29 protein-coding genes are annotated in these 23843 nt (G+C 57.3%); 13 read left to right on the top strand and 16 right to left on the bottom strand.

The window, feature by feature from the left end:
- Positions 1 to 46: 46 nt before the first annotated feature.
- The gene (locus tag ACR0M2_RS15055) at positions 47 to 754 is read left to right on the top strand and encodes an ORF6N domain-containing protein (RefSeq protein ID WP_480705785.1); all 708 of its coding nucleotides are present in this window, start codon (positions 47 to 49) and stop codon (positions 752 to 754) included.
- Here ACR0M2_RS15055 and ACR0M2_RS15050 read toward each other — a convergent pair.
- The 4 genes from ACR0M2_RS15050 to ACR0M2_RS15035 all read right to left on the bottom strand — a co-directional run bounded on the left by ACR0M2_RS15050 (position 751) and on the right by ACR0M2_RS15035 (position 2290).
- On the bottom strand, positions 751 to 1104 hold the full coding sequence (locus ACR0M2_RS15050; protein WP_480705783.1) for an MmcQ/YjbR family DNA-binding protein: 354 nt from the start codon (positions 1102 to 1104) through the stop codon (positions 751 to 753). The two genes, ACR0M2_RS15055 and ACR0M2_RS15050, sit on opposite strands and share 4 nt — an antisense overlap.
- Positions 1105 to 1181: 77 nt before the next feature.
- Positions 1182 to 1532 (bottom strand): hypothetical protein, encoded by a 351-nt coding sequence (locus ACR0M2_RS15045; RefSeq protein ID WP_480705782.1) that lies wholly within the window; start codon positions 1530 to 1532, stop codon positions 1182 to 1184.
- A 63-nt stretch (positions 1533 to 1595) separates the two neighbouring features.
- Positions 1596 to 1886, bottom strand: coding sequence for an antibiotic biosynthesis monooxygenase family protein (locus ACR0M2_RS15040; RefSeq protein WP_170350529.1), 291 nt, complete (start codon positions 1884 to 1886; stop codon positions 1596 to 1598).
- A gap of 98 nt (positions 1887 to 1984) precedes the next feature.
- Positions 1985 to 2290, bottom strand: a complete 306-nt coding sequence (locus tag ACR0M2_RS15035; RefSeq protein ID WP_226689361.1) for an excalibur calcium-binding domain-containing protein — start codon at positions 2288 to 2290, stop codon at positions 1985 to 1987.
- A 242-nt stretch (positions 2291 to 2532) separates the two neighbouring features.
- On the opposite strand from ACR0M2_RS15035, the gene ACR0M2_RS15030 reads away from it, so the two are divergent.
- The gene (locus ACR0M2_RS15030) at positions 2533 to 3036 is read left to right on the top strand and encodes a HugZ family pyridoxamine 5'-phosphate oxidase (RefSeq protein WP_170350531.1); all 504 of its coding nucleotides are present in this window, start codon (positions 2533 to 2535) and stop codon (positions 3034 to 3036) included.
- On the opposite strand, the gene ACR0M2_RS15025 is transcribed toward ACR0M2_RS15030, so the two are convergent.
- Positions 3021 to 3428, bottom strand: coding sequence for a universal stress protein (locus tag ACR0M2_RS15025; RefSeq protein WP_170350532.1), 408 nt, complete (start codon positions 3426 to 3428; stop codon positions 3021 to 3023). The genes ACR0M2_RS15030 and ACR0M2_RS15025 overlap by 16 nt on opposite strands.
- A 62-nt stretch (positions 3429 to 3490) precedes the next feature.
- Entirely contained in the window at positions 3491 to 3817 is a 327-nt protein-coding gene (locus ACR0M2_RS15020) for an antibiotic biosynthesis monooxygenase family protein (protein WP_170350533.1), read from the bottom strand.
- Between the two features lie 146 nt (positions 3818 to 3963).
- Between ACR0M2_RS15020 and ACR0M2_RS15015 the strand changes: the two genes are divergently transcribed.
- Complete coding sequence (locus tag ACR0M2_RS15015) at positions 3964 to 4626, top strand: hypothetical protein (protein ID WP_480705780.1); 663 nt, start codon at positions 3964 to 3966, stop codon at positions 4624 to 4626.
- Positions 4627 to 4671: 45 nt separating this feature from the next.
- Here the strand turns inward: ACR0M2_RS15015 and ACR0M2_RS15010 are convergent, their stop codons facing one another.
- From ACR0M2_RS15010 to phhA, 5 genes are all read right to left on the bottom strand, one after another.
- Positions 4672 to 6960, bottom strand: a complete 2289-nt coding sequence (locus ACR0M2_RS15010; protein WP_480705778.1) for a glycosyl hydrolase family 28-related protein — start codon at positions 6958 to 6960, stop codon at positions 4672 to 4674.
- A 134-nt stretch (positions 6961 to 7094) separates the two neighbouring features.
- The gene (locus ACR0M2_RS15005; protein WP_480705776.1) at positions 7095 to 7496 is read right to left on the bottom strand and encodes a DUF4864 domain-containing protein; all 402 of its coding nucleotides are present in this window, start codon (positions 7494 to 7496) and stop codon (positions 7095 to 7097) included.
- A 48-nt stretch (positions 7497 to 7544) separates the two neighbouring features.
- Positions 7545 to 9119: a lysine--tRNA ligase gene (locus ACR0M2_RS15000; RefSeq protein ID WP_480705774.1), complete on the bottom strand. Its 1575-nt coding sequence runs from the start codon at positions 9117 to 9119 to the stop codon at positions 7545 to 7547.
- A 124-nt stretch (positions 9120 to 9243) separates the two neighbouring features.
- Positions 9244 to 9597, bottom strand: a complete 354-nt coding sequence (locus ACR0M2_RS14995) for a 4a-hydroxytetrahydrobiopterin dehydratase (RefSeq protein WP_480705773.1) — start codon at positions 9595 to 9597, stop codon at positions 9244 to 9246.
- 7 nt (positions 9598 to 9604) lie between these two features.
- On the bottom strand, positions 9605 to 10405 hold the full coding sequence (gene phhA / locus ACR0M2_RS14990) for a phenylalanine 4-monooxygenase (protein WP_480705771.1): 801 nt from the start codon (positions 10403 to 10405) through the stop codon (positions 9605 to 9607).
- A 109-nt stretch (positions 10406 to 10514) separates the two neighbouring features.
- On the opposite strand from phhA, the gene ACR0M2_RS14985 reads away from it, so the two are divergent.
- Entirely contained in the window at positions 10515 to 10982 is a 468-nt protein-coding gene (locus tag ACR0M2_RS14985; RefSeq protein WP_367647946.1) for an Lrp/AsnC family transcriptional regulator, read from the top strand.
- Positions 10983 to 11062: 80 nt separating this feature from the next.
- Positions 11063 to 11485: a tellurite resistance TerB family protein gene (locus ACR0M2_RS14980; RefSeq protein ID WP_170350540.1), complete on the top strand. Its 423-nt coding sequence runs from the start codon at positions 11063 to 11065 to the stop codon at positions 11483 to 11485.
- 2 nt (positions 11486 to 11487) lie between these two features.
- Here ACR0M2_RS14980 and dacB read toward each other — a convergent pair whose 3' ends face one another.
- From dacB to ACR0M2_RS14965, 3 genes are all read right to left on the bottom strand, one after another.
- On the bottom strand, positions 11488 to 12966 hold the full coding sequence (dacB, locus tag ACR0M2_RS14975) for a D-alanyl-D-alanine carboxypeptidase/D-alanyl-D-alanine endopeptidase (protein ID WP_480705769.1): 1479 nt from the start codon (positions 12964 to 12966) through the stop codon (positions 11488 to 11490).
- 66 nt (positions 12967 to 13032) lie between these two features.
- Positions 13033 to 13653 (bottom strand): nicotinate-nucleotide adenylyltransferase, encoded by a 621-nt coding sequence (locus ACR0M2_RS14970; protein WP_480705768.1) that lies wholly within the window; start codon positions 13651 to 13653, stop codon positions 13033 to 13035.
- Positions 13654 to 13685: 32 nt separating this feature from the next.
- The gene (locus ACR0M2_RS14965; protein ID WP_480705767.1) at positions 13686 to 14156 is read right to left on the bottom strand and encodes an MOSC domain-containing protein; all 471 of its coding nucleotides are present in this window, start codon (positions 14154 to 14156) and stop codon (positions 13686 to 13688) included.
- A 135-nt stretch (positions 14157 to 14291) separates the two neighbouring features.
- On the opposite strand from ACR0M2_RS14965, the gene ettA reads away from it, so the two are divergent.
- From ettA to ACR0M2_RS14940, 5 genes are all read left to right on the top strand, one after another.
- Entirely contained in the window at positions 14292 to 15959 is a 1668-nt protein-coding gene (ettA, locus tag ACR0M2_RS14960) for an energy-dependent translational throttle protein EttA (RefSeq protein WP_170551498.1), read from the top strand.
- 32 nt (positions 15960 to 15991) lie between these two features.
- Positions 15992 to 16702: a hypothetical protein gene (locus ACR0M2_RS14955; RefSeq protein ID WP_480705766.1), complete on the top strand. Its 711-nt coding sequence runs from the start codon at positions 15992 to 15994 to the stop codon at positions 16700 to 16702.
- Between the two features lie 38 nt (positions 16703 to 16740).
- Positions 16741 to 17604 carry a sulfotransferase family protein gene (locus tag ACR0M2_RS14950; RefSeq protein WP_170350546.1) on the top strand — a complete coding sequence of 288 codons (864 nt, stop codon included), beginning with the start codon at positions 16741 to 16743 and terminating at the stop codon, positions 17602 to 17604.
- A 209-nt stretch (positions 17605 to 17813) separates the two neighbouring features.
- Positions 17814 to 18020: a cold-shock protein gene (locus ACR0M2_RS14945; RefSeq protein ID WP_170350547.1), complete on the top strand. Its 207-nt coding sequence runs from the start codon at positions 17814 to 17816 to the stop codon at positions 18018 to 18020.
- Between the two features lie 191 nt (positions 18021 to 18211).
- A complete protein-coding gene (locus tag ACR0M2_RS14940; RefSeq protein WP_480705765.1) occupies positions 18212 to 18772 on the top strand; it encodes a L,D-transpeptidase in 561 nt (186 codons plus the stop codon).
- On the opposite strand, the gene ACR0M2_RS14935 is transcribed toward ACR0M2_RS14940, so the two are convergent.
- Positions 18773 to 19432 (bottom strand): arylesterase, encoded by a 660-nt coding sequence (locus ACR0M2_RS14935; RefSeq protein WP_480705763.1) that lies wholly within the window; start codon positions 19430 to 19432, stop codon positions 18773 to 18775.
- 26 nt (positions 19433 to 19458) lie between these two features.
- Between ACR0M2_RS14935 and ACR0M2_RS14930 the strand changes: the two genes are divergently transcribed.
- Together ACR0M2_RS14930 and ACR0M2_RS14925 are read left to right on the top strand one after the other, a co-directional pair.
- Positions 19459 to 20154: an ABC transporter ATP-binding protein gene (locus ACR0M2_RS14930; protein ID WP_170350549.1), complete on the top strand. Its 696-nt coding sequence runs from the start codon at positions 19459 to 19461 to the stop codon at positions 20152 to 20154.
- Positions 20151 to 22679, top strand: coding sequence for an ABC transporter permease (locus ACR0M2_RS14925; RefSeq protein ID WP_226689349.1), 2529 nt, complete (start codon positions 20151 to 20153; stop codon positions 22677 to 22679). The genes ACR0M2_RS14930 and ACR0M2_RS14925 overlap by 4 nt, the downstream gene beginning before the upstream one ends.
- 2 nt (positions 22680 to 22681) lie before the next feature.
- Here the strand turns inward: ACR0M2_RS14925 and ACR0M2_RS14920 are convergent, their stop codons facing one another.
- Positions 22682 to 23128 carry an RrF2 family transcriptional regulator gene (locus ACR0M2_RS14920; RefSeq protein ID WP_480705761.1) on the bottom strand — a complete coding sequence of 149 codons (447 nt, stop codon included), beginning with the start codon at positions 23126 to 23128 and terminating at the stop codon, positions 22682 to 22684.
- A gap of 94 nt (positions 23129 to 23222) precedes the next feature.
- Here ACR0M2_RS14920 and ACR0M2_RS14915 point away from each other — a divergent pair, with 94 nt between their 5' ends.
- A complete protein-coding gene (locus ACR0M2_RS14915) occupies positions 23223 to 23834 on the top strand; it encodes a gamma-glutamylcyclotransferase family protein (protein ID WP_170350552.1) in 612 nt (203 codons plus the stop codon).
- Positions 23835 to 23843: the final 9 nt, after the last annotated feature.

Raw genomic sequence — 23843 nt, 5'->3', positions numbered from 1 at the left:
TCTCCTCCACGTTTGAGATCACAAATTGTGATTCCAAACGGTTGCCATGACGAACCCCAACACCCTGCCCAGCACGCATGAAGTCCAAAGTGCCATTCACCGGGTGCGGGGCACTCGCGTGGTGCTGGCCGAGGATCTGGCGCAGTTCTACGGAAAGTCCGTCAGCGCCTTCAATCAGGCCGTCTCGCGCAACAAGGACCTGTTCGAGGGCTACCGCTTTCAGCTGACCGATGCCGAGGTCGCCGATTTGCAATCACAGAATGTGATTTCAAAACCCAAGGGCCGTGGCGGGCGGCGGGTCAATCCGTGGGTCTATACGGATTACGGCGTGGCCATCGCTTCGGCCCTGTTCAAGGACCCGCGCGCCATCAAGATCACCCGGATGATCACCGAGGCCTTTGTTGACGGCGCTAACGCATTGGCCGAGTCTCCGCGCAGCGTGCCGGAAATCCTGCCACCAGAAGATGCCCCTGCCCCGCTGCTGCCCAATGGTGCGCAGTTGCGCGATCTGGCCGAAAACATCCTCGATTCCGGGCAGCAGAGCCTTGTCGATTATATCGCCAACCCAACCACCAAGCGCCAGCAGGCCGTAGCGGCGATTATGAAGACGCTAGCTGAAACCGCCGGAGAAGAAGTGCGTACCCAGCACGAACGCCTGCGCCTGAACATCGCCCAGCGCCTGGCGATCGGAGATTACGCCGATGATGACGACCGAAAACGTCTGCTGGAATTGCTGCACGCGATGAAAGGTTAGACGCCCAATTCGGCCCGCGCCTTCTTGGTCAGCTTGGCCACGACCAGATCATAGGACGTCACAATATGCTCGCGCAGGGAAGCATCGCTCATTCCGCGTTCCTCATAGACCTGCAGCCACTTCATCCCCCGCGAGGCCAGATAAGGCGCTGGGCGGATGCCGGGCTCATCACCCAGCACCTCAAAAGCCAGATCGGTGGCCTTGAAGGTAAACGCATCACGCCCGTCGTTCCAACCGCAGATCGCAAAGACCTTGCCGCCCACCTTCCACACATCCGCATTGCCCCATTGCACCACATGGCTGGTGGCTTTGAGGTTGGCGCAGAAGGTGTTGAATTCATCACGGGTCATGGCCCGATCTTGGCTTGCAGGATCAACTGAAAGCAAGCGAGAAGATCAATCCTCTCGCTTACTTTCTTTCCATGCGTTTAGTAGCTGACCCACCAATCATGTAAGTTGCGTTTGCCGTCAGTGAATCTCAGGTCACGGCCCATAAAATAGACTTTCGAACAGCGTTCGCCTTTGTCTGTCCATGACCCATCATTTGCCGTCGAAGATTGTTTTCCATCTTTTTCAAAAGTCCAGGTCCAGTTGGAACTCTTGAGAGTGTTCCCCGAGACGATCTTTTCTATCGACGCCCCGTCCATTTGCTGTGCGCCCATATCCTTAATCTGGGACACCTTGGTCGCCGTCAGGAAATCTTTGGATGTGTCGGCAATGGCCGCACCGGAAAACAGGGTTGCGATCAAAGCCATAGCTGCGCATTTCGAAAAGTTCATTGAACATTCCTCCTGAAAAAGTCTGGTACTAGAGTTGAGAAATTTGGCCCTGAATACGCGGACCTATCCTTTATCCCAATGGACAACCACGTCGAACCCGGCCGGTGATGGCGGGCCTTCTAGGAATTCGGCAAAATGTCCCCAAAGCGCCGCCACTTTGGGGGCGTTGGCGTTCGAGGTTTCCTCGCTTTGAACCACGGCCACAACAAAACCGGTACCGTCCTCATTCATGACATTGGTAAAGCTGTGCATGCCTTCCATGCCCATAATCTGATCTTTAAGCTCGTTCATCTTTGCCTCGGCCGCATCCCGCATTCCGGGCTTCATCTTGAACTGAGTAATACGTGCAAACATGATTTTCCTCGCTATCTGGGCGAAATCCCCCAATGACGGCCAAAACGGCGCGTCCGGCGGAGTGTACCACAGCCACGGGGATTCTGTTAGAATTGGGGTCAAGGCCGCAGGAATTTGGCGTTGCCGACTGTCCGCGATCTGGGCGTTTCAGCTGGTTGCGGCACTGCGCTCTGCCCGGAAATCGACCTTTGCGTTCCGCAGGCCACACCATCGCCATCGGGGTCATTGCGCGGGTGATACCCTGGGCCGCCCTCAACGAATGGCCCCGGCACAATGGTTTCAATCGCGCCGCACCCGGCCAGGGCAATCAGGTGCAGCAAAGCTTCTTCGTGCCTATACTCAGACGTCCGCAGATAGACCCCCACGACGATACCCATAATCGTCACCGGCAGCATCAGGACCATGAGGAAAATTCGAACCGGGGATAATGCGCGTTTCCGCTGCGCCTCAGCCCGTTTTTGACGCCGCGAAACCTTGGGGACAGAAGATTCCGTTTCAGGGGTGGGTTTTCTAAACTGCATGTCCCTCTGTTACCCTCGATTTGTGGCGAAACCGAGACCCCAATTGACCCGGAAACAAGCCCTCGCACAGGGAGGGCATAGGGGGTATCTTTTGCGTGTTTCAAACAGCTAGAACCACGCACATCATGAGCCAATCCAGCCCATTTCACCCGGTCGATGAGACCGCCCGATGTTTGACTCGTGATCTGATCGAGGGCGCAACCTATGGTGCGCTTGCCACTTTGCGACCGGACTTAGGGGTGCCTTCGGTGTCGCGCATCGCCCTGGCCACGGATGACGCGGGCAGCCCTATGACCCTGATTTCGACATTGGCGGATCATACAGCCGCCTTGCGTGCCAATCCGGTCTGCGCGTTGCTAATCGGAGAACCCGGCAACACCGGCGACCCGCTGACCCATCCCCGATTGACATTGCATGCCACAGCGACGTTCGTTGCCCGTGAAAGCGCCGAACATGCCAGCTTGCGGTCGCGGTATCTGACCTTGCGACCCAAATCGAAACTCTATGTCGATTTCACCGATTTCAGCTTTGTGCGTTTCGCCATTTCAGACGCCGTTCTGAACGGAGGGTTCGGTAAGGCCTGGCGCCTTGCCCCCAACGATTTGCGGCCTGATCAGCGCACCACGTGAACCGCACAGGCGGCGTGACGGACCACGTGGTTTGTGGTTGAGCCCAACAAAAGATCCTGCATGCCAGGCCGGTGTGAGGCCATGATGATCAGGTCAGGCTTGTGGGATTCCGCCCAGTCCAGAATGGTGCGCCCAGAATGCCCTTCGATCACCACACCCGTCGCATTGGACAGCTTGGCCGCCAACTCATCCAGCTCGCCCTGGACCGCCTTGCGGGCCGCGGTCAGATATTCCGGCGGCATGTAGGAAATCGCGTAGTTCGGAATATGCTCGACCACATGCAGCAGTGTCACCTGAGCATCTGGTGTTGCCAAAATCTCGGCCAGTTTCAGCGGGCCGGAGATATCCCGATCGGCATCAAATGAAATTGGAACAAGAATGTTGTGATACATGGTAAGCCTCTACTTTCTTCAGCCACCATACCTGATTTTATCGATTAGGGTTTTGATACAAGTCAGGAACTGCCAAAAGTTTCGGCCACGTCATACATCACCGGCTCAAAGCTTTTACACATCTCGTTGATCTTGCGATTGCGATCGCGCATTTCCGGCGTTCGCAACATTGCCAGAAAATCCTCACGACGGTTCCATTGGGAATAGTTGGCAATCCGCGTCTGCGCATCGTTCACATGCAGCCCTGCGGAAACAAATCCCGGCTGTTTCGAGATAAACTCGGCGTAGGCGTCGGTCAACGCATCCAACAGATCGTGGCAGGTGCCCGGTGTCATCTCAAAAGTGGTGATGACAGTCTGGACGCTCGCGGTCTTGGAAATCTTCGGCATCTGGAATCTCCCTTTTCTTTTGCAAGCTTAACACAGGATTTGGAAAGGTCTTGTGTTTCCTTAAACGACACGCCGCCTTGGATTGGTTTCCAGAAAATAAACAAAACACTAACCAACCGTTAACCATGCTTGCGGAAACTGCGTGCATGTTCCGGGTTCTCGCTTTTCTGGTATTGCCGCTTGCCGCAGCCCCGGCTTGGTCCGGCGCATGGCTGCGTGAGAATGACGCAGCGTTCACCGCGGCCTCGGTCACTGCATTCAAAGACCGTGACGGCAGCTATGATTACAAAACGGCGCTTTATGCTGAATTCGGATACAGGCCGAACTTCACAATCGGGGTAGATTTCGAACAAAGCCGGGATTTCTACGGACACGCCCTGTTGTTTGCCCGGGTTCCCGTGGCCGATTTCAACAAATGGGGACGTTTCGCGGCCGAGTTCGGGGCCGGTGCCCACCACAAGCAACTGGACGCCTGGGCGATGTACAAACTGACCCTGTCCTATGGCAAAGGGTTTCAAACCGGTTGGGGCAACGGTTGGGTTGCGGTCGACACCGCCCTGGAAATTCGCACACATGACGCGGTTTATCGCAAACTGGATATCACGGCGGGCCTTTCGTCAGATCGATTGCTCAATCCTCTGATCCAGGTGGAAACGGCTTATACCTCTGGACACTCGTTAATTTGGAGGGCCAGGCCCTCGGTCATGATCCGTGCGCGCGACAAAGGGCCCACCTGGGTGCTGGGCCTTGAACGCAACGATGCCCGCAACGATACCGGTTTGAAAATCGCGCTTTGGGAAGAGTTTTGAGACCGGTGAAATGGCCACCCTGCAAAACGGTGGCCATCCCAGTTGTCAGCTTTCCATACGAATGTGGGACGAGACTTCTCCGCGGACCGCCTCGGGCCAGCGCAGGTTGATCGCATTTCTCGACGCACCTTGTTCTAACTGCACATAGGGGGTGGCATAGGTCACCGCGCCGAATGTATTTCTCAAAGCTCCCAATGCCGTAACCGCGTCGCAACTACGCGCATAGCCCCCGAAAGGCAGCTCTCCGGCTGTCTGAACGGACCAGGCTTGCGCGGCGGTTCCTTGCGTATGCTTGACCCGCAATGGGTTCGCAACTTTTCGGTCAACGCCGTGAAAGGTATTGTTTTCAAACATCACATTGCGATGCGCAAAGTTGTTCATACTGGCAAATGAGGTATCCACCCGTTCCACCCGCGTGATACCACCGCTTGTTGCGCGGAACTTATTTCCGGTCACGACCACACCGTTCAGGAAGTGTCCTGCACCATGAGGACGAACAATGAGGTAAGTGAACCAGGGCGGGGCCTCGCTAGAATAGAAAATATTGTCGGTAATGGCCATCGAGCTGAAGGAAAACCCGGTTGTGTAAACCGGATCTGCGTCCCGTTCGTTGGTCCACAGGATCGAGCAATTGTCGATATAGTTCCCCGAGATTGTCGAGCTGTTGTAAGTGCCGATCATGACCAATCCAGGGCTGCGTACACCTTGTGGAATGCTATCGCCCTGAAAAAAGTGATTGCCGAGGATCATGTTGTTGGTGCCACCCAGAACCGCAAAATGGCGGAACCGTACGGCCCGGTTGTGGCGCAGTTTGACGTCGTTGGCCGTCGCGTTTAGCGCGATCGACGAACGGTCTAAGACGTTAAAGGATTCTTCGGTGGACAGGAATTGACACGTATCGATCAACATGCCCTGACAACCGGTACCGATAGACGTGATCCCGCGATCTTTGGGGCGGCTGACAAAACAGTTCGCCAATGCAAAGGTGCTGCCTGACGGGGCCAGACGGATCGCGCTGCTGCGGCCGTTACATTGGAATTCGATCTGTTCCAATCCAAATTTGCGCAGCGTGCTGAAACCACTGAAATCCAGCAGGTACTTGAAGGACAGGAACGTGAATGTCTGCGTACCAGACGCATCGTAGAGCGGCGCGCTGAGCGTGATTTCACCCGCGCCGTCGTTCTTCGAACGCACGTAAATCTCGCGACCGACCCCGCTCCCCTGTACCAGACAACCAACCGGAATTTTGGCCACATTCGCCACGTTCACCAACCGGGTGGGATCGTTCAGGTTGTAGGTCGCGACCGATGTAAAGGTTTCGGTATCCCAGGCCGTACTGCTTTTGACGTCGAACTGTCCGTTGCGGATCACACGGCGCGTCGAGAATCCGGTTTGCCGGTTCGGAACAGCAGCGGCCATATCGATGGGCTCGGTTACCGATACCTTGCGCCCACCCATATCCAGCGATTCATGGTCAGAATTGTTCAACAACGCCTGAAACGCCTTTTTAAAGGCCCGCATTTCATCACCAAACGCATTGATATAGGTCGGCAGATCAAAATTCTTGGTCAGCAGCAGCATCTTGTCATCTGGCATCGTTACGGTGCCTTCAAATTCGATCTCGGATGCCACCGACGTGTTTTGCGCCAGCAGATAGGTCCCCTCGGGCACGAAAATACGACGACCATTCGCAGCCTGATCCGCAGCCTCGAACGCAGCTGAGTCATCCGTCACGCCATCCCCGACCGCGCCGAAATCGCGGACATCGACCAGACTGATCAGATTGCGCAGGAACACGCCGGTGACATCCGAAATCTCGATATCATCTACTCGGATCACAGCCCCGTTCGCACCGTCGATGTCCAAGCCGAAATGCCCGTACAGCGCCTCCACACCCCACGGCATGTCTACACCAGGACGCTGGCCGGTGCCGACTATGGCGGTGATCTCATGCACTGTGCCATAGCCCGAAAGCTGCGTGGCCGGGCCTTGCTCGACCACACCGGTAACCTGAACATCCCCGGCACCGCCAGCCCATCCGGCGATACGTACCTCGGGCAACGGGCCGCTGATGGCTTTGACCCGAGCCTTGATTTGCAGGTAACAGCCCGGCAGCAACGGCGTCTGCCCCATGTAACGCAGGCGCTGGGTGGTGCTGACTTTCAGGATTTCCAGACAGCCCGCAAAATCCGCATCCGCCGGAACAAATGCGCCGGTGCCCGATCCGTCATAGGTAGGTGAGCCGGGCGTCCCGTCGCCGCTGGACCACACATTCAAACCATTTGCGAAAGCAGGCGGCGTGAACACGATACCGTCGGTGATTGCCTTGTTCATAGAAATCCCTTTCCCAATCGCGCAGCATCAGCGCGCATAAACCCAGTGCCCGGAGACACACGCCCCGAACGCAAAAGCCTGAGTACCGAAAAGGAATTAACCGCCACTCATATCACCGTGACGGTGGTGTTGCATCAAGCTGCCGGATCAGAATTGCCCAGCAGTTGCACGCCATTGATCTTCCAACCGTTGTCCATCTGCACCATCTGATAGTCCAGGATATGCACCCTGCCAGTGTCATCAGTGATCATGACCTTTTGCCACAGCGCCCCGGCCACCTCGCGCAATTCCAGAAAACGAACCTCCGCCGGACGCCAGACCATCGGATAGCCGCGCCTTACCATGACGCCGAAATTCTCGGGCGTTTGAAACAGTTGCTGGATATTGGGGCTGGCAAAGGTAAAGGCGGTGGCAAAATCATCAGCCTCAAACGCCTTAATCTGCGCCGCGATGTTTTTCTCGATCTCGGCGCTTTGGGCAAACGCGCCCGAGGCCAAACCGGCGCTGAGGGATAGTGCAAGTAGTATTCGACGCATGGGGCCACCTCCTGTTGAAAGAGTAGCCCCACACGGTATCAGGTCAAATCAGACCAGCTCACCCGCCAACGCCTTATCGATCAGCGCGATCGTTTCCGGCACGCCGTACAGCGCGATAAAGCCGCCAAAACGTGGGCCCTGCGAGGCACCCAACAACACTTCATACAGCGCAGTAAACCACCCGCGCATGGGATCGAACCGCTCTCGCCCGATCGAATAAACAACCGATTGCAGCGCTTCATCCTCAATGGGGCCGTCATAAGCTTCCAACGCAGTTTTCAGTGCCTCCAACGCTTCGCGTTCCTGATCCGTCGGGGCGCGGTGCTGACGTGTTGGTTTGACGAAATCGTTGAAATAGCGCACGGCAAAGCCAGCCGCCTGATCCAAATCCGGATGCGTTTCAGCCGTCGCCTCAGGCGCATAGCGGCGGATAAAGCCCCACAGTGCCTCTTTGTCTTCGGCTCCCGAAACGGACGCCAGGTTCAACAACATCGCAAACGGCACCATCAGCGTGGATGCAGGAACATTGCCGCCATGGATATGCCAAACGGGGTTGTTCAACTGCGCCTTCAGCTCCTGCCCCGGATAGGCTCGCAGCTGCTGATGATATTCGTCTACTGCCTTTGGGATCACGTCAAAATACAGGCGCTTTGCCGTCTTGGGCTTTTGATACATGAAATACGACAGGCTTTCAGGCGCGGCATAGGTCAGCCATTCCTCCATCGACAAGCCATTGCCCTTCGATTTGGAAATCTTCTGGCCCTGCTCGTCGTTGAACAGCTCATAGCTCAGCGCCTCGGGTGGCTTTTGGCCCAGCGCTCGGCAAATCTTGGACGACTGCGTGACCGAGTCGATCAGGTCCTTGCCCGACATCTCATAGTCCACACCCAGCGCAGCCCAGCGCATCGCCCAATCCGGCTTCCACTGCATCTTGACATTACCGCCAGTGACCGGGATTTCGACCTTCTCGCCGTCCGGTTCCTGATAGACGATCGTGCCCTTAGTGACATTGCGCTCCAGCGTCGGCACCTGCAGCACGTGCCCGGTTTTCGGGCTGATCGGCAGGAAGCACGAATAGGTCTCGCGCCGTTCCGGCCCAAGCGTCGGCAGCATGATCTCTTGAATTTTGTCGAAACGCTCCAACGCGATCAACAGCATCTCATCAAACCGACCGCTGGTGTAGTAATCCGTGGCCGAGGCGAACTCGTACTCGAACCCGAAACTGTCCAAAAAATCGCACAGCATCGCATTGTTGTGCTGGGCAAACCCGGCATGGGTGCCAAACGGATCGCGCACCTTGGTCAGCGGCAAATGCAGGTCTTCATTCAGCTCTTCCTGCATCGGCACGTTGGTCGGCACCTTGCGGAAACCGTCCATGTCGTCCGAGAAACAGATCAGCTTGGTCGGGATGTCACTGATTTGTTCAAAGGCGTGACGGACCATCGAGGTCCGTGCAACCTCGCCAAATGTACCGATATGCGGCAGGCCCGACGGGCCATAGCCGGTCTGAAACAGCACGTATCCCTTTTCCGGAGCCGCTTTCTGATAGCGTTTGAGTACCCGGCGCGCCTCTTCGAAAGGCCAGGCCTTGGACGCAATCGCGGTTTCACGCAGTTCAGACATTTTTAGACAAGCTCCATCGGGGAAAACAGCGCCGGTCACCCCATGCAACCGACCGGACCCTCCTATTGTGCCGGTGCAGCATGAGTCAATAAAGCGCTGGTTTTTTCCTGTATGGAAGGCTGATCTATAAGGTCAACTGGTCCAGTTTGGCCGCCCAGATGAAATCATTCTCGCTTAGACCACCAATTTCATGCGTGGTCAGCCTGACATCCACATAACCCCAGCCAAAGGTGACATCCGGGTGGTGCCCCTGCTGATCGGCGAGCCACGCGCAAAGATTGGCCAGATAGGTCGCCTTGGCGAACCCTTTGAACTTGTAGTGACGGCTCAGTTCTTTCGAATCAGCGTCCAGATTCCAATCGGGCGAAAGCTCCGCCATGTGCGTGTTCGCCTCATCCCGCGTCAAAGCTGGTACGCCACCTGAACAGGGCACACAGGCTCGGTCCGATAGGCTGCAGGTTTCTCCTGTTAGTGTCATGATCCGTTCACTCCGCTGCGGTTGCTTTTTCCGGGAACTTGTTTGGCAACAATCCCAGGAATTGTGCCTGTCGCACGTCTGCCAGCAAATCGCGGTCGGCGGCGGCAAAAAGTTCCTCGGGTGAGTTTAGCACGAAATAGCCCATCTGGTGCATATCGATCCGATAAGGCGTGCGCAGGATCGTCAGCACATCGAACGGATCCCGATCAGGAATGTCGCTTTCGACGGCATAGACAAGCTCTGTCGGCGAGGACGCCAACCCCGACCCCAACGCCTTGATCACACCATCCTGACGACGCAACCCAAATTCGATCGAAAACCAATACAGGCGGATCAGCCAGGCATAATCCTTGTCATCAGCCTGCACGCCTGCCTTGCCGATGGCATGGCTGAACGCCGCAAAGCGTGGATCGCTCAGCAGCGGGGTATGACCGAAAATTTCATGAAAAATATCCGGTTCCTCAATGTAATCGAAATCCTCGCGTGACCGAATAAAGGACGCAGCGGGAAACACCTTATCTGCCAGCATGCCAAAGAATGTCTTGAACCCGATAAGCGCTGGCACAGGCTGAACCCGCCAGCCAGTCATGTCCAACAGCCGTTCCGAGATATCCGCGCAAGAAGGCACGCGGGTCTTTGGCAAGTCCAGCCTTTCCAACCCTTCAAGATAGTCTCGCGCCATAAAACGCTGCACGTTCTCTGCTTGCGCAGCATAGAGGTCAGCCCAAACGGCGTCCTCTTCTTCTGTATAGGCGATATGGCCGCGTTCATCGGCCACTTTGGCGATGTATTTGGTCGACTTTTGCATCTGCATTCCCTCCGCAGGAAAAGTATAGCCACGCGACTTGAAGGTTTTGATTTGGACAATCGATGGTTTCTGATTATTTTGGTAAATATATATCGAAAGGTCACAATTTGTGAAACAAACCCTCCAACCTGCTGATATCGCCATCCTGCAAGAGCTGCAGACCAATGGCCGCCTGTCTATGCAAGAGCTTGCCGACCGAACCGGTCTTTCCGCCTCGCAATGTTGGCGGCGCGTACGCGATCTTGAGGCATCCGGGGTGGTATCAGGCTACATTGCGCAGGTGCGGGCCAAATCGGTTGGGCTGGACGCCATTGCCTATGTTCACGTCGCATTGCGCGATCATCAAGAGGACAGCATCACCTCATTCCTGCGGTTGGTCGAAACCGAGCCGCAAATCGTCGAATGCGCCTCAATCACCGGGGACCACGACTTTATCCTAAAGGTTTATGCCAAGACGCCCGAGGACCTTGAACATTTCATTATGCAACGGCTGCTGAAATCCGGCCTTGTCCGCGACACGCGCAGTAATTTTGTGCTGCGCCAGACCAAAACGCGCGGCCCGTTGCCCATTCTCTGATCGGTCAGGGGCAAAATCCGTTGAACCTGCCCGCCAGCCCTCCTATCGTGCGAGCGCAAAAGCCCAATCAGGACGACACCATGACCGAACAAGTACCCCACCCGATGTCCCCACAGGATTGCCTGGTTGCGATCATGGTCGCGGTCTCTGCATCGGATGAAACCATTCGCACGGCCGAGCTGGTCAAGATCGAAGGCGCCGTCAACATGTTACCTGTCTTTGCCGAATACGATATCGACCGCACGCGCCGTGTATCTCAGACGGTGTTCGACCTGTTCGAGCAAGAGGACGGGCTGGATGCACTTTTCGGCCTGATCCGCGATAACCTTCCCGAGCGGCTGAATGAAACGGCCTATGCGCTGGCTTGCGATGTGGCCGCTGCGGACGGGTCGCTTGCGGAAACCGAACTGCGCCTGCTGGAAGAAATCCGCTACGAGCTGAGCATTGACCGTCTGCACGCCGCAGCGATCGAGCGTGGCGCACGGGCGCGCCACACGACCTGATCCTAGCTGCCCTGTAACGTTCCCCAACGTTCGATCAACGCGCGTTGCAGCTTGCGCGACCTGTTGTTCCAGCTGCGCGCGCCTTCCGGACGCTCGCGCAGCGCACGGGGAATGGTCGCGCGGTGATCAACGTCAGCGGTAAAGATGGCAAAGGCCAATTCGGAGCCATCCGGTGCAGTTATGAAGCCGCCCAATCCCGACACGAAATTCAGCGTCCCGGTCTTTGCGTCTACTTTGATCGGGTGATCCTTGACCGGCCGTCCCTGACGGTCCGCCAGGGTAAATTTCTTGAGCAAGGGCCGCAGCGCGCCATCTTTGCGCGCCACCACCAGCGCGGCAACCAAATCCGCGGGTGCCACGCGCGACGCATCGCCAAGCCCCGAATGATCCACCATCGCAATCCCGGTCACACCATAGGTCTCGGCCGCCCAGCGATTCATTTCAGCGGCTGAATCGGCGAGGCTTTGCATATTTGCCCCACGGGCTTTCGAAGCCATCATACCGACCAATTCGGCCGTTATGTTGGTCGAATATTTGAGCATACCGCGCAGAATACTTTCCAGCGGATCACTCTGATGCACCACCAAAACAGTGCCCTGCGGGGTCTGCCGCGTGATCTGTACGCGCCCCAGCACAATGCCATTTGCCCGCGCCAGAGTACGGAAAACATCCCCCGCATAAAGCGCAGGTTTGCGAACGGGCAGCCAACGCGCGCCACCATTGCCCAGCGCACCGCGGGCAACGGTCCAGCGATCCTGCCGCGCACTTGGCTGATAGGTGTATATCGGCAAACTGCGCTTTTCGACCAGCATCGACGCCATATCCACAGACGGAGTATATCGGGCGGTGCGCGCATCCATACTCACGTCATAACTGGCACCAGCGCGCTTCCATTCGAAATGGACGCGATTGAAATTGAGTGAGATGCCGCTGATGGCCGGGCTGTAACCCAGGTGATCCGGCTGCCCGGGGTCAATGCTAAACACATAGGGCAACGCTCCGTCATAGACCTTGAAGGCCCCGCGCACCTCGGTGATTCCGGCCTCGCGCAGATTGGCGGCCATCGTGGCCAGATCATCTGTGTCCAGCAACGGGTCGCCGCCCCCGACAAGGATCAGGTCACCATTCAACACGCCATTCTCAATCGGCCCATCCGCCATCAACGCGGTTTCAAACCGATAATCCGCGCCCAGAACATCCAGCGCATAAAGCGCGGTCAGTGCTTTGGCGACACTGGCGGGCGGCAGGCCCTGATCGCCGCCGAACGCCTCAACCTGCGTACCGGTCTCTGCATCAGCGACTGCAAACACAACCTCTCCGCGCAACCCGGCGGACTGGATAAGGCGCTCGGCCCCGCTGGGCAGGTCCCCCCGCAGCTGCGGTCGCAAGGATTGGACAGGAGCATCGGCCAGCGCTGAGCCCGATGCAATCGAGGCCCCAAGGCCCGCAAGAAACAAACGACGCGAAATACGATCAACCATGGGTCAATTAAAATCCCAGAGATCACAGGCAAACAACCACTGAATGTGATTATGCCCGCATGGGGGCTATTCAGGCAACACCCCTCCATCCCAGCCACCGCGTGTGCGAATCTCCGTCGAGCTGACATCGACCATCGGTACATTCACGAAACACCACGCCGGTGCCTGCGCACGCCCCAGCAAATGCCGCGCTTGGCCGTCTATGCGATATTGAGCGTAAAGCCGCGCCGCAGGCGACATCCGTGCCGAGATCCGATCCCCCGGCCGTGCGACAACCCCCACCGGCACGCTGTCCATGATCAGCCGCCAATCCTTCCAGCGATGAAACTGCGCCAGATTATCCGCGCCCATAAGCCAGACAAACCGCACCTGCGGATAAAGTTTTTGCAAGGCTGCCAGCGTATCCGCCGTCGCCCGCGTCCCGGTCAGCGCCTCGATATCCGTCACCTCGACCTTGGGGTGCTGCATGACGTCCCGTGCAGCCTTGATGCGCCGCTGTAGCGGGGCAGGTCCACGCGCCTTTAACGGATTGCCCGGAGACACCAGCCACCAAACCCGATCCAGCCCAAACGCCTTCATCGCTTCAAGCGAGACATGCACATGTCCCTGATGCGGCGGATCAAAAGACCCGCCGAACAGACCAACGACCTGCCCGGGCCGTGCAAATGGAATAGCGCTTCGTTGCATCTTCTGCTGATGTTCAGAACTGAAGCGGCTTGTCAATCAACCGGTTGCACCAGATCGCCCTGCCGGACCCGTCCGGACCTGATGACCTCGGCGCACCATCCACCATGCCCACGCACGGCGGAATAGCCGCCCTTGCCCAGCGCCTCCTCCATCCGGCTGCAAGGCGCGCAGATGATTGTAAAGCGCAATATAGCCCCGCCAACCTGCACCTCACGCCCCTTGAGCGCCGCCAGATTGATCCCCGACACGACCAAGTTGCGCCGTAGGATGTCGGCGGCAATCGGCCCTTGCCCCAAGTAGGAACCTATCGCCGCCAGATGTTCTTGCTGGATCAGAGTCACAGCCCTTTTGCCAGCGCGACCCCGGTCGCCCTCTAGGCCGTCGGCTGAAATCATAAGATTATCAACCGCGCGCATTTCTTTGCAGCGCTCAGGTCGCAATCCAATCCAATCGACACAACCCGGCTTGGCCCAGCCAGCTATCAATTCCGCCAAATTCGACATTTTAGCTCCCACTCAGCAAATAGATCTAACTAAATTCGACGCCATAAGAAATTCACAAAACCACCAGCTTGCCCCGCCCGCCCCGCTTAGATATCTAGCGTTTCAACCCAATTTCCCCGACCCAAAGGACGCGACATGGCCGCCTATCAATATGTCTACCACATGCAGGGTGTCTCAAAGACCTATCCCGGTGGCAAGAAGTGCTTTGAAAACATCCACCTGAGCTTTCTGCCTGGCGTGAAAATCGGTGTTGTCGGCGTCAATGGCGCGGGTAAGTCGACCCTGATGAAGATCATGGCGGGGCTCGATACAGATTTCACCGGCGAGGCATGGGCGGCCGAAGGCGCCAAGGTCGGCTATCTGCCGCAGGAACCGCAGCTGGATGAATCGCTAACCGTCCGCGAAAACGTCATGCTGGGCGTCGCCGCGAAAAAGGCCAAGGTCGATCGCTTCAACGAAATAGCCATCGAGATGGCGGAAAACTATTCCGATGAACTGATGGAAGAAATGACCGCCTTGCAGGACTCTATTGATTCTGAAAACCTGTGGGACCTCGACAGCCAGATCGACGTCTCGATGGAGGCACTGCGCTGCCCGCCGGACGACGCCAACATCGCCAACCTCTCGGGTGGTGAGAAACGCCGCGTGGCGCTCTGCAAACTGCTGCTCGAAGCGCCCGACATGCTGCTGCTCGACGAACCGACCAACCACTTGGACGCCGAGACAATCGCATGGTTGCAACAGCACCTGATCGACTACAAGGGCACCATTCTGATCGTCACCCACGACCGGTATTTTCTGGATGATATCACCGGCTGGATCCTCGAACTCGACCGTGGCCGCGGCATTCCTTACGAAGGCAACTATTCCGCGTGGCTGGAACAAAAGGCCAAACGGTTGGAGCAAGAAGCGCGCGAAGACAAGTCCAAGCAGAAAACCCTGCAGCGCGAGCTGGAATGGATGCGTCAGGGCCAGAAGGCCCGTCAGGCCAAATCCAAGGCCCGGATCAACGCCTATAACGAGCTGGCCGAACAGTCCGAACGCGAAAAGCTGACCCGCGCCCAGATTGTCATACCCAACGGCCAGCGCCTTGGTGGCAAGGTGATTGAGGTCGAAGGCCTGTCGAAACACATGGGCGACAAGCAACTGATCGAAGGTCTGGACTTTGCCCTGCCCCCGGGCGGCATCGTCGGCGTCATCGGCCCCAACGGCGCCGGTAAATCGACCCTGTTCAAGATGCTGACCGGTCAGGAACAGCCCGATGCAGGTACCATCACGCTAGGCGACACGGTTGAGCTGTCTTATGTCGACCAGTCCCGCGACGACCTGAAAGACAACGACACCGTGTGGGAGGCGATCACCGGCGGTGCCGAGATCATCCAGTTGGGCGACGCGCAGGTTAATTCCCGCGCCTATTGCTCGTCCTTCAACTTCAAGGGCGGCGACCAGCAGAAGAAAGTCTCGCTGCTGTCCGGGGGTGAGCGCAACCGCGTCCACATGGCCCGTCTGTTGAAAGAGGGTGGCAACGTCCTGCTGCTGGACGAACCGACCAACGATCTGGATGTCGAAACCCTGCGCGCGCTAGAAGACGCCCTGGTCGATTTCGCCGGCTGCGCGGTGGTCATCAGCCACGACCGTTTCTTCCTGGACCGTATCTGTACGCATATCCTAGCCTTCGAAGGTGATGCCCATGTGGAATGGTTCGAGGGCAACTTCGAAGATTACGAAGAGGACAAGAAGCGTCGTTTGGGACCAGATGCGCTGGAGCCCAAGCGGTTGAAGCACAAAAAGTTTGCGCGATGAACGGTTTCATCGAAGCACGTATAGAAAAATGGATGCGCAGCGTACGCAAAAGGCTGGCCCCCCGGCGTTTGAAGCGCATCCCGCAAAACGCGCCGGAAAATTGCGTCATCGTCGCCAGCAATGGCCGGTCAGGTAGCACAATGACCTTTCTGGCCCTTGCGGATTCGCTAAGGGACGTTGATAGGGAAGCTGCGAAAAAATCGAACTTCATCGCCCGGCTGGACGACGCAACATTTCACGCGCCTTGCGTGTACAAGACACACGATTACCCTCAGCCCCTCTCTTCATGGCCCGAGAACACTCGGGTCGTTTTTTGTTTTGGGTCTGCTAAGGATTCCGCGTTTTCCGTCTATTCCGCGCTGGACAGATACGGTGCAGATTGGATCGACCTGCATTTTCATCACCTGCATGCCACCGGCACCTATGACGAACTGTTTCAGCGCGATGTGCTGCAGCAGGCGCGGCAGATAAAGGAATGGGTGACATATGAAGACGTCCCTGTTCTGTGCGTTCACTATGACGCGCTTTGGGAATATCAGGAAACCATCTCGCGCTTTACTGGATTGGACTTCAAGCCCCCTGAACGGCGCGAGCGTGTGCCAAAGGACATTCCGGCAGGACTCAAAGCTGCAGCCGATCTTGTTTACGATCCGATCGACGAAGTGATCGAACACCTGCCACGGTGTTTTGTTGCGTCAAAACAATACCGAATGACTGTCGAAGAACTACCGATTTCCAACTGAAGACCGCAGATCAAAGCACCCTGACTGGATGTCCGACGATGCATCACCCAGGTCAGACCAGCTTGGCAATTGGAAAAAAGTGGGTCAGGTTGCAACTGTTGGTCACATCGCAGCCGCAGCAGACGAGTAACAAAAGGACAATATTTGTGAGAGTGCTTTTCTCAAAGGGGCTTGTTTTCATATCCAAGCCACGCTGTGGTTCCACATCAATCCGCAGACATCTGGGCCCTTTTCTTTCAAAGGATGACGGTGATTTTGCTGTCGATGTGGCCAAAACGGTCGAGCATTTTCACCCGCATGATACGGCGCCCTATGTCAAAGCAAAGCTGGCAGAGTTGTACCCGGATCACCCAAAGCTGACCTATTTCATGACCATCCGTAATCCGGTTGATATGCTCTGGTCATATTATCGGTTTTTTCGACCTGATGCTGATTGTCTCTACAACTATCAATCCGATTGGAATGAAAACTCGACAATCGACTTTGAAGAATGGATTCAATTCGGCAAAGTTGGCATGAACCCTGCCTGGCAGGAACTTGCGCCCAAATGGATCTCGACCCAGAACCTTTCCCCGCTCAGCCTAGAAGCACATGCCATCGACCGCGCAGGCGTCAACCACGTCAAAAACGTGTTTCAGCTTGAAAACACTGAGAAACTGAACAGGTGGCTAACCAGCAAGCTGGAAAATCGCAGATTCCCAGCTTTGTCCGAGGCTTGGCGGTCTCGCAGACTTAAGCCACTTTCAAGCGCCAAGAACAAACAAAAGGCGCTTCCACACGTTAATCAATCGGATGGGGTTGGAAAGGCCGCAAGTGATCAAAGACCCGTTGTTCTGTCAGACCAAAGTCTGAAGGCGATCCGAACAATGTTTCCTGAGGAAAGCAAGATTTACAAGATTTGACTCGCCCTTAACCGAACGGCCAATTGCCTACTGAAGGATATCGCCTTCAGCACTCTCTTGCCCTGCGCTTGTGCAAATGCCATATCTGACGGGCACACGTTTTTCTATTTCGACCTACTGTCTCCTTCTACGGCGCTCAGTCTATCGATACAGACAACGACGCCGGGCTGCCGCAACCCGTGGGCAGCACTAAACAGGAGACAACGGATATGCCCGCAGGCACCGTAAAATGGTTCAACACCACCAAAGGCTATGGCTTTATCGCACCCGAAGATGGCGGCAAAGACATCTTCGTACACATCTCAGCTGTCGAGCGTTCGGGTCTGACCGGCCTGGCCGACAATCAGAAAGTCACGTACGAGCTGCGCTCGGGTCGTGACGGCCGCGAAAGCGCCGACGACATTCAGTTGGCGTAAGTCAATAAAAGGGCAGAGCATTTCTCTGCCCTTTTCCTTACTGGACGACCACTTTTGCGTTTGACCCCCGTCCGCAAGTGTGTCCCGGCGAATACATCACAAACAGGTTACTTCTCTCCGGTGATTGACCAGATCGGCTATCATTCCGACATTAGGGTCAAGATTTTTGTGTTTTGTTGAAGAGAGCTACCATGTTCACGCGCCGTACTTTCCTGACAGCAACTGCTGCCACCAGCCTTTTGCCCGGTGTTGCAATCGCAAAGCAAAAAGCTGTCGAATACGATCCCACGCCGCAATACGTGCGGATCAAGAAAGAGTTTTTGCCGGGTCGGTTGCTTGTCGTTCCCCGGTCCTTCTACCTCTACTACGTTACCGAACCGCGCAAGGCGGTCCGCTATGGGTGCGGGGTGGGTAAAGCGGGGTTGGAATTCACCGGCACCGCCACGATCGACGTCAAGAAGGAGTGGCCGACCTGGCGCCCGACTGATGAGATGATCGAACGCGAACCCGTCACATATGCCAAGTTCAAGGACAATGACTATGTCCAACCCGGTGGAGGCGACAATCCATTGGGGGCGCGGGCGCTGTATTTGTTCCAGAACGGTGTCGATACCTATTTCCGCATTCACGGCACCACGCAGCCGCAAACCATTGGGCGGGCAGCATCCAACGGCTGTATTCGCATGCTGAATTCACATGTGGTCGATCTGTATGAACGTGTGCCCATCGGCACCGTGGTCACTGTCGTCTGATCACTGCCGGGTAGCGTTCACAAGCTCCAACACGTAAGGACCTAGGTTCTCAACGATCAAGGTCACACCTGCGGCGTTCGGATGAATGCCATCTGATTGCATGTAGTTGCGGGCGTCGCCCGGATCGCCCCCGGCTGTCAGCCCAGCAAAGAAACTGGGCGCATAACCCGTTTCATACGCTGTCGCCAAGTCGGGATAGATCGCGTCAAACGCTTCTTTGTAATCCGCCCCATAATTCCCCGGCGCTTGCATGCCGACCAGCAGGATATCGACCTCCGAGCTGTCTGCCACTTTTACAATTGCCTCAAGATTACTGAGCGACACTGCCGGATCGATCCCCCGCAGCAGATCATTGCCGCCCAGCGCCACGATTATGCCGTCCACTTCCGGTGTCAAAGTCCAGCCCACGCGCGCGGCGCCTCCGGCTGTGGTATCGCCGGATACACCGGCGTTGATCAGGCGTACATCCGCGCCTTGTGCCCTCAACCACCGGTCCAACTGCGGTACAAACCCGTCCTCTTCCGGCAACCCATAGCCTTGTGTCAGGGAATCGCCTAAGGCTGCGATTACGACCTGTTCAGCTGTGGTTGCAAAACCGCAGCAGACAAATATCACCGACAACAAAGCCTTGCGCACCATCAGAACCGCTCCATATCCCATTTGACCGCCTTCATTTGGAAAGACCTATGACGACACCTGTTCTTTCGCTCCAAAATGCCGCTTTGTCGCTGGATGGCAATGCCGGGCGGGTCAATATCCTGCATGACATCTCCCTGACCGTGGCCAAAGGTGAGACACTGGGGCTGGTGGGGCCGTCCGGGTCGGGCAAATCCTCGTTGTTGATGCTGATGGGCGGGCTGGAACTGGCGACGGCGGGCAAGATCACCGCCCTTGGCAACGATCTGACAGAAATGGACGAAGACGCCTTGGCCCGTTTCCGGCGGGACACGATGGGGGTGGTGTTTCAGAACTTCCACCTTATCCCGACCATGACCGCGCTGGAAAACGTGGCCACGCCGCTGGAACTAGCCGGGCACAGGGATGCGTTCGACCGCGCCGAGGCCGAACTGGAAGCGGTCGGCCTGTCCCATCGGCGCGATCATTACCCGGCGCAATTGTCGGGGGGTGAACAACAACGGGTGGCGCTGGCCCGGGCGTCAGCCCCGCGACCGCAGATATTGCTGGCGGATGAACCCACGGGAAATCTGGACGATGCAACTGGTGCCGCCATTGTCGATCTTCTGTTTGGTCTGCGTGACAAACACGGCGCAACACTGGTTCTGGTCACGCACAGCCACAGTCTGGCGCGCAAGTGCGACAGGGTCGTGCGGTTGCGAGACGGAACGATTGCCGAAGACGTTCAGCAGGAGGCCGCGGAATGAGCCTGCGGCTGGCTGGCCGTCTGGCCCGACGCGAGCTGCGCGGCGGCCTGCGCGGTTTTCGGGTGTTTCTGGCCTGTCTTGCGTTGGGTGTTGCCGCCATCGCCGCCGTTGGATCGGTGCGTCAGGCCATCCAGACGGGACTTGCCCAGGAAGGCGCTGCGCTTCTGGGTGGAGACGCCCAATTGGAATTCACCTACCGCTTCGCCAATGAGGATGAGCGTGACTGGATGGAACAGACCGCAACGGCTGTGTCTGAGGTGGTCGACTTCCGCTCGATGGCCGTAGTCCAGCAAGGCGAGGAAGCCCAGCGCGCGCTGACCCAGGTGAAATCGGTGGATGCGGCTTATCCGTTGTTGGGCACACCCGTGCTGGACCCTGACCAAACGCTATCCGCCGCTCTGGATGGTGATCAGAACCTGCCCGGAGCGGTCATGGATCCGGTGCTGATGGATCGGTTAGGTCTGTCCGTCGGAGACCGCTTTGCCCTTGGTACGCAAGAGTTTGCCCTGACCGCCGCCCTGATTCACGAGCCGGACGGGGCTGCCGACGGGTTCGGATTGGGGCCGCGTACTTTGGTACGAACCGAAGATTTACAGGCGTCGGGCCTTTTGGCGCCGGGGACGTTGTTTTCCACCAAATACCGGCTGGCTTTGCCACCCGATACTGACCTTGCGGCCTTGTCCACCACAGCACAGCAAAGTTTCGACAGTACCGGTATGCGCTGGACCGATGCCCGCAATGGCGCTCCGGGGATCGCGGAATTCGTCGCCCGCCTCAGCGCCTTTCTGGTTCTTGTGGGACTGTCGGGTTTGGCGGTTGGCGGTATTGGCGTCTCTGCCGCCGTCCGGGCCTATCTGAGGCAAAAGACCGAAACCATCGCCACGCTGCGCACTTTAGGGGCGGATCGCGCGACGATTTTACAAATCTACATGATCCAGATCGGTGTATTGTCCGGTATTGGCATCCTTATAGGCATAACATTGGGTGGGCTACTTCCCCTGCTACTGGCCCCGCTGATCGAAAGCCAATTACCTGTCCCGGCGGTCTTCTCGCTTTATACGCGTCCGCTGGCCGAGGCCGCGCTATACGGGGTTCTGACAGCCTTCCTATTCACCCTCTGGCCCCTGGCCCGCACCGAAGAAGTGCGTGCCGCGACCCTGTTCCGCGATGCGTTGTCTTCGGCCCGCGCCCTCCCGCGCCCGGTATTCATCCTAGCGACTGGCATCGGGCTGGTCCTGCTGGTCGCATCAGCATCCTGGTTCAGCGGTTCGGCACGTCTGACACTCTGGACCAGCGGAGGGCTGGTCGGCGCGCTGTTTGTGCTGTCTCTGTCGGCTTTGGCAATCCGCAAGTTTGCCCGTTTCGGTGCCAAACCAGCACGTGGTCGCCCGGCCCTGCGATGGGCCTTATCGGCCATCTCGGACCCGCGCGAAGGGGCTGCGTCGGTCGTGCTGTCCTTGGGGCTGGGGCTTTCGGTACTGGCCGCCGTTGGCCAGATTGACGGAACCTTGCGCAATGCAATCGCAGGCAATTTGCCGGACGTGGCGCCATCCTATTTCTTCGTCGACATTCAAAAAGACCAGATGCCCGGTTTTACCGAACGGCTGAACGCTGACCCGGCTGTCACCCGTGTTGAAAGCGCACCGATGCTGCGGGGGATCATCACCCAGATCAACGGCCGCCCTGCCCGTGAGGTAGCTGGCGACCACTGGGTTCTAGACGGTGATCGGGGCGTGACCTATTCCGCCGCTCGGCCACAAAACACCCGCGTCACGGCAGGCGAATGGTGGCCGGACGATTATTCCGGTTCACCGCAGGTCAGTTTCGCGGCAGAAGAGGCCGAGGAAATGGGCCTGTCCCTAGGCGACGAGTTGACCGTAAATATCCTTGGCCGGGACATCACCGCCGAAATCACCTCGCTACGCGAGGTCGATTTTTCAACCGCCGGCATCGGCTTTATCATGTCGATGAACCCTTCGGCGCTGGCCGGAGCCCCACACAGCTTTATCGCCACCGTCTATGCCGAAGAACAGGCCGAGGCTGCCATTCTGCGCGACCTGGCCGGGCAATATCCGAACATTACCGCGATCCGGGTGCGGGATGCAATTGATCGTGTCTCGGGCCTGCTGGCCGGGCTGGCGGCGGCGACCTCCTATGGAGCGGGTGTGTCTTTGCTGACCGGTTTCTTGGTCCTGATCGGGGCCGCCGCAGCGGGCGAAACCGCGCGCCGCTACGAATCTGCGATCCTCAAGACATTGGGCGCAGACCGGCGGCGCATCTTGCTCAGCTTTGCGCTGCGTTCGATCTTGCTGGGTGCGGCCGCCGGATGTGTCGCCCTGCTGACCGGGATATTAGGGGGTTGGGCCGTGGCCACATACATCTTTGACACCGGGTTCACGGTCATCTGGAGTTCAGCCTTGGGTATCGTGCTGGCTGGAATCCTTGTGACACTGGGCGCAGGTCTGGTCTTTGCCCTGCGCCCACTGGCGGTACGCCCGGCCAGCATTCTGCGCGCCGCTGACTAGGATCAGCGCACGCAGGCCACCGGTTGCAGGATTTGCAACAGCTGTTCGTTGTCACAGACCAGCGCATCCAGCGTGATCTCGTCCAGCGAGGCATAGAAAACCTCGGCAGCGTCGCTAAGCGCCACCCGCAAGCGACACGCATCGGTCAGTGGACAAGTATTGTCGGCATCGGCAAAACACTCGGCGATCGGCAAAGCGCCCTCGACATGGCGAAAAACCGACCCGACGCGAATTTCGTCAGCTGGGCGCGCCAGAGACATACCGCCATTGCGACCGCGCTGGGTGCTCAGGTACTTTAGCTGGCTCAATTGATTGATCACCTGTGCCAGATGGTTTTCCGAGATATTGCACACATCCGCAATCTCGGCCTTTGTCACCAATCGATCCTGATGCGCCGCACAATACATCAAAAGGCGCACTGCTATGTTTGTCCGTTTGGTAATCCGCATGTTGGCCTCCCAAATTTCAAGGTGGGACCTTATTGCATGTCTGGCAAAAAAGCGGTTTGACATACATCAATCGCTTCAAAGGACATGACGGCGCATGGCGGACCCTTATTTCTTTGGCTATGGCAGCCTTGTGAACCTTTCGACCCATGATTTCCCCGATCCGCACCCGGCCCGGTTAAAGGGATGGCGGCGCGCCTGGCGCCATACCGATCTGCGCCCGGTGGCCTTTCTGACCGCAGTGCCGGACCCGGATTGTGAGATTGAGGGGATGATAGCTCATGTGCCGAAAAACGACTGGGCGGCGCTGGATGAACGGGAATGGGCTTATGATCGGGTGCCTGCCACGCAGGCGGTGACACACCCCCTGACCCATGACGTTGAAATTGCCGTCTATGCGGTGCCGCATGACCGTCATACCGCACCCAGCAACCACCACCCGCTGCTGCTCAGTTATATAGACGTGGTTGTGCAGGGTTATCTGCGTGCCTTCGGACCCGATGGAGTGGATCGGTTTTTTGCAACCACCGATGGTTGGGACGCGCCAATCCTGAATGATCGCGCAGAACCTCGGTATCCGCGCCATCAGCAACTAAAACCGGCAGAGACCGAATTGGTGGATGATCGTTTGCAACAGGTTTCGGCACAAGTGCTGCAGACCGGCCAACAAAAAAAGGCAGGCGGTTTGCCTGCCTCATTCGTGTTCTAGGCTGATTAA

The organism is Ruegeria sp. BE10 (genome assembly GCF_056538905.1).
Note: the sequence above shows the minus strand (reverse complement) of the source record. Positions and strands in the feature narration are given on the sequence as shown.